Genomic DNA, 12,632 nt, shown 5'->3' on the forward strand with positions numbered 1-12,632 from the left:
CGTAGATGTATGAGAAGTGAGGTCGGATGATGCGTACGCGTCCGCTGAAGGTGGCGCTGCTGGGCTGTGGAGTTGTCGGCTCAGAGGTGGCGCGCATCATGACGACGCACGCCGACGACCTCACAGCGAGGATCGGCGCCCCGGTGGAGCTCGCCGGGGTCGCCGTCCGACGGCCCTCCAAGGTCCGTGAGGGAATCGACCCGGAGCTCATCACCACCGACGCGACCGCGCTGGTCAAGCGGGGTGACATCGATGTGATCGTCGAGGTGATCGGGGGGATCGAGCCCGCGCGGACCCTCATCACCACCGCCTTCGAGCACGGTGCCTCGGTCGTCTCCGCGAACAAGGCGCTCATCGCCCAGGACGGTGCCGCGCTGCACGAGGCCGCCGTCGAGCACGGGCGGGATCTGTACTACGAAGCCGCCGTCGCCGGTGCCATTCCGCTCATCCGGCCGCTGCGCGAGTCCCTCGCCGGTGACAAGGTCAACCGCGTCCTCGGCATCGTGAACGGGACCACCAACTTCATCCTCGATGCCATGGACACGACGGGGGCGGGCTACCAGGAGGCCCTCGACGAGGCCACCGCGCTGGGGTATGCGGAAGCCGATCCGACTGCCGATGTCGAGGGCTTCGATGCGGCCGCCAAGGCTGCCATTCTGGCCGGGATCGCGTTCCACACGCGCGTGCGGCTCGACGACGTGTACCGCGAGGGCATGACCGAGGTGACCGCCGCCGACTTCGCCTCCGCGAAACGGATGGGGTGCACCATCAAGCTGCTCGCCATCTGTGAGCGGGCGGCCGACGGCGGGTCCGTCACCGCGCGCGTGCATCCCGCGATGATCCCGCTCAGCCACCCGCTGGCGTCGGTGCGGGGCGCGTACAACGCCGTCTTCGTGGAAGCGGAGGCCGCCGGGCAGCTCATGTTCTACGGCCCCGGCGCGGGCGGCTCGCCCACCGCGTCCGCCGTCCTCGGCGACCTCGTCGCCGTCTGCCGCAACAAGCTCGCCGAGGCCACCGGACCCGGCGACTCCGCGTACACGCAGCTGCCCGTGAGCTCCATGGGCGAGGTCGTCACGCGCTACCACATCAGCCTCGACGTGGCCGACAAGCCGGGCGTCCTCGCCCAGGTCGCGACGGTCTTCGCCGAACACGGCGTATCGATCGATACGGTCCGTCAGACGGGCAAGGACGGCGAGGCCTCCCTCGTCGTCGTCACCCACCGCGCGCCCGACGCCGCCCTCAGCGGCACCGTCGAGGCGCTGCGCAATCTCGACACCGTGCGTGGTGTCGCCAGCATCATGCGGGTTGAAGGGGAGTAAGCAGCAATGACCCACCAGTGGCGCGGAATCATCGAGGAGTACCGGGACCGTCTTCCGGTCTCCGGCACCACGCCGGTCGTGACGCTCGGCGAGGGTGGCACGCCGCTCGTGCCCGCACAGGTGCTCTCCGAGCGCACGGGCTGCGAGGTCCACCTCAAGGTCGAGGGTGCCAACCCCACCGGGTCCTTCAAGGACCGCGGCATGACCATGGCGATCACCAAGGCCAAGGAGGAGGGCGCGAAGGCCGTCATCTGCGCCTCCACCGGCAACACGTCGGCGTCCGCCGCCGCCTATGCCGTACGCGCCGGAATGGTCTGCGCGGTCCTCGTGCCGCAGGGCAAGATCGCCCTCGGCAAGATGGGCCAGGCGCTCGTCTACGGCTCGAAGATCCTCCAGGTCGACGGAAACTTCGACGACTGCTTGAACCTCGCTCGAGGACTGTCGGACAACTACCCGGTGGCGCTGGTCAATTCGGTCAACCCGTTCCGCATCGAGGGGCAGAAGACCGCCTCGTTCGAGATCGTGGACGCGCTCGGCGACGCCCCCGACATCCACGTCCTTCCCGTCGGCAACGCCGGCAACATCACCGCCTACTGGAAGGGCTACAAGGAGTACGCCGCCGACGCGGTGTCGACCCGTACGCCCCGGATGTGGGGCTTCCAGGCCTCCGGCTCCGCGCCCATCGTGCGCGGCGAGGTCGTCAAGGACCCGTCGACGATCGCCACCGCGATTCGCATCGGCAACCCCGCGTCGTGGCAGTACGCGCTCGACGCGCGCGAGGAGTCCGGCGGCTTCATCGACGAGGTGACGGACCGTGAGATCCTGCGCGCCTACAAGCTGTTGGCGTCCCAGGAGGGTGTCTTCGTGGAGCCCGCGTCGGCCGCTTCGGTCGCCGGTCTGCTGAAGGCCGCCGAGCAGGGCAAGGTCGACAAGGGGCAGAAGATCGTCTGCACCGTGACCGGGAACGGCCTCAAGGACCCGGACTGGGCCGTCGCCGGCGCCCCGCAGCCGGTCACCGTCCCGGTCGACGCGGCCGCCGCGGCCGAGCGCCTCGGTCTCGCGTAACCACGTGGGCTGACGAAACCCGCGACTCTGTACAGGGGGTGGCACGGGGGGCTTACGACACGCATCGTGCGCCTCCTGTGCGCCCTATGTCGCCACAGAACCTTCCTTCGATAGGCTGTACCGAACCCGCCCCGCCGCATATGCCGCGGTGCCGCCGTTGTTCGCGGCCTTCGGGTGTTCCGTACATGTGGCACGTACCGAAAAATACGCAGCCTCGAAAACACGCAGCTCAAGGAGAGTCATCGAGCGATGGCCGGTCCCGCGTTCCGCGCCGCCGCCGTCCGGGTGCGCACCCCAGCCACCAGCGCCAACCTCGGCCCGGGCTTCGACGCCCTCGGCCTGTCGCTGGGGCTGTACGACGACATCGTCGTCCGGGTGGCCGACTCCGGCCTGCACATCGACATCGCCGGCGAGGGCAGTGAAACCCTCCCGCGCGACGAGTCGCATCTGCTGGTACGTTCCCTGCGCACCGCCTTCGACCTGCTCGGCGGACAGCCGCGCGGCCTCGAGATCGTCTGCGCCAACCGCATCCCGCACGGCCGGGGCCTCGGCTCGTCGTCCGCCGCCATCTGCGCGGGCATCGTCGCCGCGCGCGCCGTGACGATAGGCGGCGAGGCCCGCCTCGACGACGCCGCGCTGCTCGATCTGGCCACCGAGATCGAGGGCCACCCCGACAACGTCGCCGCCTGCCTGCTCGGCGGCTTCACGCTCTCCTGGATGGACGGGGGGACGGCCCGGGCGATCAGCATGGAACCGGCCGATTCCATCGTTCCGGTGGTTTTCGTACCGGAAAAGCCTCTCCTCACCGAGACGGCGCGCGGCCTGCTCCCGCGCACCGTCCCGCACGTCGACGCGGCCGCCAACGCGGGCCGGGCGGCCCTGCTCGTCGAGGCCCTGACCAGGCGCCCCGAGCTGCTGCTCGCCGCCACGGAGGACCGGCTGCACCAGGAGTACCGCGCCCCGGCCATGCCGGAGAGCGCCGCCCTGGTGGAGCGGCTGCGCGCCGACGGCGTGCCCGCGGTGATCTCCGGCGCGGGCCCCACGGTCCTCGCGCTGGTCGAAGACAGTGCGGCCGACAAGGTCGCACGCCTGGCGGGGGAGGGCTGGGCGGCCAACCGCCTGGCGCTCGACGCCACGGGCACGAGCGTATTGCCGCTCGCGCCCTGACGGCAGTGAACGAAGGGATTTCGGGGTGTCCCGATCCTGAGAGGGGGAATGTTTGTTGGATCCGGTAGTGTTAATCTCAAGTCCGCACCCGACCTCACCATGGCGAGGTGCTTTGTGTCCCCGTCCGGGACAACCATTCTTCCGGGAGCCTCCCAAACTGCTTCGTGCCTTGCACTGAGCGGTCCTGAGCACGCTCCGGAACCGGCGTGACCGAGCCGGGTGACACCGCACATCAGTGGCACCGCACCGGGAATCGCCATCACCAATGAATTCTTCCGCCGCGTTGGCGGACCACCGCCCCGGCACGGTCCACGGAAATGCAGGACCGATCGCCGGACAGCACAACCGGTCGCCGAGCCAGACAGGCCGACGTCCGCTCCAGGGAAGGACCCTTCGTGAGCGACACCACCGATCTGATGGGCGTGACTGCCGACACGCCCGCCACGGACGCCTCCGCGGCGCCTGCCACCGGTGCTTCGGCCGGGTCCCGGCGGCGCCGCGGCACCGGCCTTGAGGGCATGGTGCTGGCGGAACTGCAGCAGGTCGCATCGGGCCTTGGAATCAAGGGCACCGGGCGCATGCGCAAGAGCCAGCTGATCGAGGTCATCAAGGAGGCGCAGGCAGGGGGCGGAGCCCCGGCGAAGAGCGCCGCGGCTTCCGGTGAGACCACCGAGACCAAGCCCAAGCGCCGGGCCACCTCGAAGGCCCGTACGGGCGAGGAGGCCGCCGAGCCCGCCGCCAAGGCGGCCAAGGCCGATGACGCCAAGGGTGCCAAGGCCGAGAAGGCCGCCACCCAGCAGCAGATCGACATCCCCGGCCAGCCCGCCGGCGGACCCGCCCGCGCGAGCGAGGAGCGCGGGGGCGACGACCAGCCGGCCGGCGAGCGCCGCCGGCGCCGCGCCACCGCCGACGCGGGCAGCCCGGAGACCGTCACCGCCGAGGCGAAGGCCGAGGCCAAGGGCGACGCGTCCGAGCCCAAGGGCGACAAGGGCGGCGACAGCTCCGGTGACACCGCCGAGGGCCGCCGCGACCGCCGGGACCGGCAGGGACGCGGCCGCGACCGCGACCGCCGCGGCAACAAGGGCGACGAGCAGCAGGGCCAGCAGGGCGGCGGCCGTCAGGACCGCCAGGACCGGCAGGACCGTCAGCAGCAGGGCGGCGGCCGTCAGGACCGGCAGGACCGTCAGGACCGTCAGCGTGACAACGGTCCGCAGGATGACGACGATTTCGAGGGTGGCCGTCGCGGCCGCCGCGGCCGTTACCGGGACCGCCGTGGCCGTCGTGGCCGCGACGAGCAGGGCTTCGGCAACGAGCCGCAGGTCTCCGACGACGACGTCCTGATCCCCGTCGCGGGCATCCTGGACATCCTCGACAACTACGCGTTCATCCGTACGTCGGGCTACCTCCCGGGCCCCAACGACGTGTACGTCTCGCTGGCCCAGGTCCGCAAGAACGGCCTGCGCAAGGGCGACCACGTCACCGGCGCGGTCCGCCAGCCCAAGGACGGCGAGCGCCGCGAGAAGTTCAACGCGCTCGTGCGCCTCGACTCCGTCAACGGCATGGCGCCCGAATCCGGGCGCGGGCGACCGGAGTTCAACAAGCTGACGCCCCTTTACCCGCAGGACCGGCTCCGTCTGGAGACCGACCCGGGCGTGCTGACGACCCGCATCATCGACCTCGTCGCGCCCATCGGCAAGGGCCAGCGCGGTCTGATCGTGGCCCCGCCGAAGACCGGCAAGACCATGATCATGCAGGCGATCGCCAACGCGATCACGCACAACAACCCCGAGTGCCACCTGATGGTCGTCCTGGTCGACGAGCGTCCGGAAGAGGTCACCGACATGCAGCGGTCGGTGAAGGGCGAGGTCATCTCCTCGACCTTCGACCGTCCCGCCGAGGACCACACCACGGTCGCCGAGCTCGCCATCGAGCGCGCCAAGCGTCTGGTGGAGCTGGGCCACGACGTCGTCGTACTGCTCGACTCGATTACCCGTCTGGGCCGTGCGTACAACCTCGCCGCCCCGGCCTCCGGCCGCATCCTGTCCGGTGGTGTCGACTCGACGGCCCTCTACCCGCCGAAGCGCTTCTTCGGTGCCGCGCGCAACATCGAGGACGGCGGCTCGCTGACCATCATGGCCACCGCGCTCGTCGACACCGGCTCGCGCATGGACGAGGTGATCTTCGAGGAGTTCAAGGGCACCGGCAACCTGGAGCTCAAGCTCGACCGCAAGCTCTCCGACAAGCGGATCTTCCCGGCGGTGGACGTCGACTCGTCCAGCACCCGCAAGGAAGAGATCCTGCTCGGCAGCGACGAGCTCGCCATCACCTGGAAGCTGCGCCGTGTGCTGCACGCGCTCGACCAGCAGCAGGCGATCGAGCTGCTCCTCGACAAGATGAAGCAGACGAAGTCGAACGCCGAGTTCCTGCTGCAGATCCAGAAGACGACGCCGACGCCGGGCAACGGCAACGACTAGTCGTCCTCAGTGGTCCGAAGAGCCGCCCCGTCACTTCTGTGACGGGGCGGCTTTTCTGTTGCCCTGCGTGACTGGAGCGAGACCTTGGCCACACGCCTAAGAGATTCTCACCGTCACCGCGGGTAGCGCCGAGTCCCAAGAAAGCGCAGGTGACAGGCGAAATAGGCGGGTGTATCAGCCACAGTCCGTAGCGGTCGGAACCCGGGGCGCACACAGGGTGCCGTGCAACCCTTCTTTCGGTTTTGCCGTCTGACAAGTGACGGAAAGCCACGCCTGGCCCTGAAAGCAGGGGGTAACCGACCGACGAGGACTGAGGAGCGCATGACTGACGAGAGCAGGGCCGCCGACGCGCCGAGGCGCGGCAAACGCGGTCGTCGTCGCAAGCCGCGCAGCACGCGCAGGAAGATCCTCGTCGTCACGGCCTGGACCGCCGCGGGTGTCGCCGTCCTCGGAGGCACCGGCCTCGGCTACGTCTACTTCAAGCTCAACGGCAACATCAAGGGCGTCGACATCAACGCCGCGCTCGGCACCGACCGCCCCATGGACGTCGACAACGGCTCCCAGGACATCCTCGTCCTCGGCTCCGACTCGCGCTCCGGCGACAACGCCAAGTACGGCAAGGACGAGGGCGCGGCCCGCTCGGACACCGCGATGATCGTGCACGTCTACAAGGGCCACAAGAAGGCCAGCGTCGTCTCCATACCCCGCGACACCCTCATATCCCGGCCCGAGTGCGCGACGGACGACGGTAAGACGGACCCCGGCGGGCAGCGGCAGATGTTCAACACGGCGTACGAGGTCGGCGGCCCCGCCTGCGCAGTCAAGACCGTCGAGAAGATGTCCGGCATCCGGATGGACCACTACGTAGAGGTCGATTTCACGGGCTTCAAGAAGCTCATAGACACCCTCGGCGGCGTCGACATCACCACCAAGAAGGACATCCGCGACAAGGACAGCCACCTGAACCTGGACGCGGGCACCCACACGCTCAACGGCGAGCAGGCGCTCGGCCTGGTCCGCACCCGGCACGGCGTCGGCGACGGCAGCGACCTCGGCCGCATCCAGCTCCAGCAGGCCTTCATCAAGGCCCTCCTCGACCAGGTCAAGGAAGTCGGCGTCTTCAGCAGCCCCAAGAAGCTGTTCGACCTGGCGGACGACGCGACGAGCGCCGTCACCACCGACTCCGACCTGAACGACGTCAAGAGCCTGGCGAGCTTCGCGAACGGCCTCAAGGGCATCGGCGCGGGCGACATGAAGATGGTCACGCTGCCCATCCAGTACGACCCCGCCGACCCCAACCGCGTCCTGCCCCTCGAAGAGGCCGACCAGCAGGTCTGGGACGCGCTGCGGGCCGACAGGCCCATCCCGAAGTCCGCCACCGAGAAGTCCGCGGGCGACAAGGGCGACGTGGGCTCCGTGGTCGCCGGCCACTGAGCCGGTCGCGGCCCCGCGGGAAGAGCGCGGAATAGATCGGCACCTACCCCGGTTTTGGGAGATACGGCCGGTCCTGGCAGACTGGTACGTCGGCCCCGGTTCACGTACGAGCAATCCGCGCGTACGACCCGGCGCCCTCCCGAAACTAGGAGACACCTTGAAGCGCGACATCCACCCCGAGTACTTCGAGACCCAGGTCAGCTGCACCTGTGGCGCCGAGTTCACCACCCGTAGCACGATCCCCAGCGGCCGCGTCCGTGCCGAGGTCTGCTCCGAGTGCCACCCGTTCTACACGGGCAAGCAGAAGATCCTCGACACCGGTGGCCGCGTGGCCCGCTTCGAGGCCCGCTTCGGCAAGGCTGCTGGCGCCAACAAGTAGCGAGCCACTGCGCCGGTCGTCGGCCGCCCTCGGGAGGGGGTGGCCGGGACCGGCGCTTTTGCCGTCCCGCAGCCGATTCGCGTAGAACGCTCGCGTAGAACCTTCGCGTAGAAAACCAGGAGCCCCCGATGTTCGAGGCGGTCGAGGAACTGATCGGCGAACACGCCGATCTCGAGAAGAAGCTCGCCGACCCGGCGGTCCACGCCGACCAGGCCAACGCGCGCAAGCTCAACAAGCGCTACGCCGAGCTGACCCCGATCGTGGCGACATACCGCTCCTGGAAGCAGACCGGGGACGACATCGAGACCGCGCGCGAGTACGCGGCCGACGACCCCGATTTCGCCGCCGAGGTCAAGGAGCTGGAGCGGGAGCGCGAGGCGCTCACCGAGAAGCTCCGGCTGCTGCTCGTGCCCCGGGACCCGTCCGACGACAAGGACGTCATCCTGGAGATCAAGGCGGGCGCGGGCGGCGACGAGTCGGCGCTGTTCGCCGGCGACCTGCTGCGCATGTACCTGCGGTACGCCGAGCGCGTCGGCTGGAAGACCGAGATCATCGACTCCACCGAGTCCGAGCTCGGCGGGTACAAGGACGTCCAGGTCGCGGTGAAGACCAAGGGCGGCCAGGGCGCCACCGAACCGGGCCAGGGCGTCTGGGCGCGGCTGAAGTACGAGGGCGGCGTGCACCGCGTGCAGCGCGTGCCCTCCACCGAGTCCCAGGGCCGCATCCACACCTCCGCCGCCGGTGTCCTGGTGACGCCCGAGGCCGAGGAGATCGACGTCGAGATCCACGCGAACGACCTGCGGATCGACGTCTACCGCTCCTCCGGGCCCGGCGGCCAGTCCGTCAACACCACCGACTCCGCGGTGCGCATCACGCACCTGCCCACCGGCGTCGTCGCCTCCTGCCAGAACGAGAAGAGCCAGCTGCAGAACAAGGAGCAGGCGATGCGTATTCTGCGCTCCAGGCTCCTCGCGGCGGCCCAGGAAGAGGCGGAGAGCAAGGCCGCGGACGCCCGCCGCAGCCAGGTCCGCACCGTCGACCGCTCCGAGAAGATCCGGACGTACAACTTCCCGGAAAACCGGATCTCGGACCACCGCGTCGGCTTCAAGGCGTACAACTTGGACCAGGTGCTCGACGGAGACCTCGACCCGGTCATCCAGGCCTGCGTCGACGCGGACTCCGCGGCCAAGCTCGCCGCAGCCTGACGCCCCATCCCGTACGACGCCCCCGGAGGACCAGCGTGAACCTGCTGCTCGCGGAAGTGGCCCAGGCCACCCAGCGGCTGGCCGACGCCGGCGTGCCCTCGCCGCGCAACGACGCGGAGGAGCTCGCCGCCTTCGTGCACGGCGTGAAGCGGGGCGAGCTGCACTCCGTCAAGGACTCGGACTTCGACGCCCGCTACTGGGAGACGATCGCGCGCCGTGAGGCCCGCGAACCGCTCCAGCACATCACCGGGCGCGCCTTCTTCCGCTACCTGGAGCTGCAGGTCGGCCCCGGCGTCTTCGTGCCCCGCCCGGAGACCGAGTCCGTCGTCGGCTGGGCCATAGACGCCGTCCGCGCGATGGACGTCGTCGAACCGCTCATCGTCGACCTGTGCACCGGCTCCGGCGCCATCGCGCTCGCCATGGCACAGGAGGTCCCGCGCTCGCGGGTGCACGCCGTGGAGCTGTCCGAGGACGCCCTCAAATGGACGCGGAAGAACGTCGAGGGGTCCAGGGTCGACCTCCGCCGCGGAGACGCCAGGGACGCCTTCCCGGAGCTCGACGGGCAGGTCGACCTCGTCATCTCCAACCCGCCGTACATCCCGCTCACCGAATGGGAGTACGTCGCCCCGGAGGCCCGCGACTACGACCCCGAACTCGCCCTCTTCTCCGGCGAGGACGGCCTCGACCTGATCCGCGGCATCGAGCGCACCGCCCACCGGCTCCTCCGCCCCGGCGGAGTCGTCGTCATCGAGCACGCGGACACCCAGGGCGGCCAGGTCCCGTGGATCTTCACCGAGGAACGGGGCTGGGCCGACGCGGCCGACCACCCCGACCTGAACAACCGCCCGCGCTTCGCGACCGCCCGCAAGGCGATGCCGTGACGACCCAGATCATCAGTGTCAGCTTTTCAGTGAGGAGTCCGGACTAATGGCACGGCGATACGACACCAACGACGCGACCGACCGTACGACCGGTCTGCGCGAGGCCGCGTCCGCCGTCCGCCGTGGCGAGCTGGTCGTGCTGCCCACCGACACCGTCTACGGCATCGGCGCCGACGCCTTCACCCCGGAGGCGTGCTCGGACCTGCTGGACGCCAAGGGCCGCGGCCGCAACATGCCCACGCCCGTCCTGATCGGCTCCCCGAACACCCTGCACGGCCTGGTCACCGACTTCTCCGAGATGGCCTGGGAGCTCGTCGACGCCTTCTGGCCCGGCGCCCTCACCCTGGTCGCCAAGCAGCAGCCGTCCCTCCAGTGGGACCTCGGCGACACCCGCGGCACGGTCGCCATCCGCATGCCGCTGCACCCCGTCGCCATCGAACTGCTCACCGAGGTCGGCCCCATGGCCGTCTCCTCGGCCAACCTCACCGGGCACCCCGCCCCCGAGAACTGCGACGCCGCGCAGGAGATGCTCGGCGACTCCGTCTCCGTGTACCTGGACGGCGGCCCGACCCCCGGCATCGTCCCGTCGTCGATCGTCGACGTCACGGGCAAGGTGCCGGTGCTGCTCCGCGCGGGCGCGCTGACCGCCGACGAGCTGCGCAAGGTGGTACCCGACCTCGAGGTGGCGAATTGACAGCCCCTGAGACGGGGCGTGGCATAGCGGGATTCCCGGGCTCTGCGGGCGCCTTCCGCATCCTCCACGTCAGCACCGGCAACGTATGCCGCTCGCCGATCACCGAGCGGCTGACCAGGCATGCCCTGGCCGACCGCCTCGGCGACCCCCTCACCGGCGGCCTCATCGTGGAGAGCGCGGGCACCTGGGGCCACGAGGGCGCCCCCATGGAGACCAACGCAGAGACGGTCCTCGCCGACTTCGGCGCGGACGCCAGCGGCTTCATGGGGCGCGAGCTCCTCGACGACCACGTCATCCGCGCCGACCTGGTCCTGACCGCCACCCGGGATCACCGGGCGCAGGTCATCTCCATGGGTCACTCGGCGGGCCTGCGCACCTTCACGCTCAAGGAGTTCACCCGGCTCGTGCGGGCCATAGACCCCACGACCCTGCCCGAGCCCGACGGCAACGGCGTGGTCGAGCGGGCGCGGGCGCTGGTCCGGGCCGCCGCCGCGCTGCGCGGCTGGCTCCTCGCGCCGAGCGTGGAGGCCGACGAGGTGTACGACCCGTACGGTGCGCCCCTGCCGTTCTTCCGTTCCGTGGGCGACGAGATCAACCAGGCACTCGACCCGGTGGTGACGGCGCTGACCGGGGTGCCCGCGCACATGTAGCGGCCTACATTGGATCTGAGGTCACCCCCCGCACGGCCCCGGAGCCCACGATGTCGCTCAGCACGGTCAGCACGGTCAGCACCGCACCCGCCACCCCCACCGCTTCCGCCGCGTACACGGATCTCGAAGGGCTGCGCCGGCAGGACCCCGAACTCGCCGATGTCCTCATCGGCGAGGCCGCCCGGCAGTCCGACGCGCTCCAGCTGATCGCCGCCGAGAACTTCACGTCGACCGCCGTCCTCACCGCCCTCGGCTCGCCGCTCGCCAACAAGTACGCCGAGGGCTACCCCGGCGCCCGCCACCACGGCGGCTGCGAACTGGTCGACATCGCCGAGCGGATCGCCGTCGACCGCGCCAAGGCCCTGTTCGGCGCCGAGCACGCCAACGTGCAGGCGCACTCCGGCTCCTCCGCCGTCCTCGCCGCGTACGCCGCGCTGCTGCGGCCCGGCGACACGGTCCTGGCGATGGGACTCCCGTACGGCGGACACCTCACGCACGGCTCACCCACCAACTTCTCCGGCAGATGGTTCGACTTCGTCGGCTACGGAGTGGACCCCGAGAGCGGCCTGCTCGACTACGACCAGGTGCACGCCATCGCCCGCTCGCACCACCCCAAGGCCATCGTCTGCGGCTCCATCTCCTATCCCCGGCACATCGACTACGCGGCCTTCCGGGAGATCGCCGACGACGTGGGCGCCTACCTCATCGCCGACGTCGCGCACCCCATGGGCCTGATCGCCGGGGGAGCGGCGCCCAGCCCGGTGCCGTACGCCGACGTCGTCTGCGCGACCACCCACAAGGTCCTGCGCGGCCCGCGGGGCGGCCTCCTGCTGTGCGGCGCCGGCCTCGCCGAACGGATCGACAGGGCCGTCTTCCCGTTCACGCAGGGCGGCGCCCAGATGCACACGATCGCCGCCAAGGCCGTCGCCTTCGGAGAGGCGGCGACACCCGCCTACACGGCGTACGCCCATCAGGTGGTCGACAACGCGCGCATGCTGGCACAGGCGCTGGCCGCCGGAGGGCTCGCGATCACCACCGGCGGTACGGACACCCACCTGGTGCTGGCCGACCCCGCACCCCTGGGAGTGGACGCGCGGACCGCCCGCGGCAGGCTCGCGGCGGCCGGCATCTACCTCGACACCTGCGCCCTGCCGCACGGCGAGGCGCGCGGCCTGCGCCTCGGCACCGCGGCCGTCACGACCCAGGGCATGGGCGGCCAGGACATGGCGCGCGTCGCGGGCCTGCTGCTCGCAGCGGTGCGCGAGGAGTCGAACGTACGAGAAGAGGTACGCGAACTGGTGGGAAGATTTCCGCCGTACCCGGCCCGGTGAGGGACGGCCGCGTCAGGGGCTCGTGGGACCTCG

11 protein-coding genes are annotated in these 12,632 nt (G+C 70.3%); all 11 read left to right on the top strand.

The features are described from left to right. Window positions 1-26: 26 nt before the first annotated feature. The 11 genes from ACI2L3_RS23205 (at window position 27) to glyA (ending at window position 12,599) form a co-directional block, all read left to right on the top strand. Window positions 27-1,319: a homoserine dehydrogenase gene (locus ACI2L3_RS23205; protein ID WP_404754288.1), complete on the top strand. Its 1,293-nt coding sequence runs from the start codon at window positions 27-29 to the stop codon at window positions 1,317-1,319. Between the two features lie 6 nt (window positions 1,320-1,325). Beyond that, window positions 1,326-2,384: a threonine synthase gene (gene thrC, locus ACI2L3_RS23210; RefSeq protein ID WP_404754289.1), complete on the top strand. Its 1,059-nt coding sequence runs from the start codon at window positions 1,326-1,328 to the stop codon at window positions 2,382-2,384. 249 nt (window positions 2,385-2,633) lie between these two features. Beyond that, window positions 2,634-3,551 carry a homoserine kinase gene (gene thrB / locus ACI2L3_RS23215; protein WP_404754290.1) on the top strand — a complete coding sequence of 306 codons (918 nt, stop codon included), beginning with the start codon at window positions 2,634-2,636 and terminating at the stop codon, window positions 3,549-3,551. Window positions 3,552-3,946: 395 nt separating this feature from the next. Next, on the top strand, window positions 3,947-6,025 hold the full coding sequence (gene rho, locus ACI2L3_RS23220; protein WP_404754291.1) for a transcription termination factor Rho: 2,079 nt from the start codon (window positions 3,947-3,949) through the stop codon (window positions 6,023-6,025). 321 nt (window positions 6,026-6,346) lie between these two features. Beyond that, entirely contained in the window at window positions 6,347-7,459 is a 1,113-nt protein-coding gene (locus ACI2L3_RS23225) for an LCP family protein (protein WP_404754292.1), read from the top strand. A gap of 157 nt (window positions 7,460-7,616) precedes the next feature. After that, window positions 7,617-7,838: a 50S ribosomal protein L31 gene (gene rpmE / locus ACI2L3_RS23230; RefSeq protein ID WP_404754293.1), complete on the top strand. Its 222-nt coding sequence runs from the start codon at window positions 7,617-7,619 to the stop codon at window positions 7,836-7,838. Window positions 7,839-7,966: 128 nt separating this feature from the next. Continuing rightward, complete coding sequence (gene prfA, locus ACI2L3_RS23235; protein WP_404754294.1) at window positions 7,967-9,043, top strand: peptide chain release factor 1; 1,077 nt, start codon at window positions 7,967-7,969, stop codon at window positions 9,041-9,043. A gap of 35 nt (window positions 9,044-9,078) precedes the next feature. Continuing rightward, entirely contained in the window at window positions 9,079-9,924 is an 846-nt protein-coding gene (gene prmC, locus ACI2L3_RS23240) for a peptide chain release factor N(5)-glutamine methyltransferase (protein WP_404754295.1), read from the top strand. A 46-nt stretch (window positions 9,925-9,970) separates the two neighbouring features. Further along, entirely contained in the window at window positions 9,971-10,618 is a 648-nt protein-coding gene (locus ACI2L3_RS23245) for an L-threonylcarbamoyladenylate synthase (protein ID WP_362990246.1), read from the top strand. After that, complete coding sequence (locus ACI2L3_RS23250; protein ID WP_404754296.1) at window positions 10,615-11,268, top strand: protein-tyrosine-phosphatase; 654 nt, start codon at window positions 10,615-10,617, stop codon at window positions 11,266-11,268. Before ACI2L3_RS23245 ends, ACI2L3_RS23250 begins: the two co-directional genes overlap by 4 nt. Before the next feature lie 50 nt (window positions 11,269-11,318). Then, window positions 11,319-12,599 (top strand): serine hydroxymethyltransferase, encoded by a 1,281-nt coding sequence (gene glyA / locus ACI2L3_RS23255; protein WP_404754297.1) that lies wholly within the window; start codon window positions 11,319-11,321, stop codon window positions 12,597-12,599. Window positions 12,600-12,632: the final 33 nt, after the last annotated feature.

Origin of the sequence: Streptomyces sp. NPDC029674, assembly GCF_044903205.1 — a bacterium.
Classification (GTDB): domain Bacteria; phylum Actinomycetota; class Actinomycetes; order Streptomycetales; family Streptomycetaceae; genus Streptomyces.

What these genes read in the sequence shown, in the direction of transcription:
- ACI2L3_RS23245 (WP_362990246.1), top strand. Translation starts at nt 9,971, where the DNA reads ATGGCACGGCGATACGACACCAACGACGCGACCGACCGTACGACCGGT.
- thrC (WP_404754289.1), top strand. Translation starts at nt 1,326, where the DNA reads ATGACCCACCAGTGGCGCGGAATCATCGAGGAGTACCGGGACCGTCTT.
- ACI2L3_RS23205 (WP_404754288.1), top strand. Translation starts at nt 27, where the DNA reads ATGATGCGTACGCGTCCGCTGAAGGTGGCGCTGCTGGGCTGTGGAGTT.
- ACI2L3_RS23225 (WP_404754292.1), top strand. Translation starts at nt 6,347, where the DNA reads ATGACTGACGAGAGCAGGGCCGCCGACGCGCCGAGGCGCGGCAAACGC.
- glyA (WP_404754297.1), top strand. Translation starts at nt 11,319, where the DNA reads ATGTCGCTCAGCACGGTCAGCACGGTCAGCACCGCACCCGCCACCCCC.
- prfA (WP_404754294.1), top strand. Translation starts at nt 7,967, where the DNA reads ATGTTCGAGGCGGTCGAGGAACTGATCGGCGAACACGCCGATCTCGAG.
- thrB (WP_404754290.1), top strand. Translation starts at nt 2,634, where the DNA reads ATGGCCGGTCCCGCGTTCCGCGCCGCCGCCGTCCGGGTGCGCACCCCA.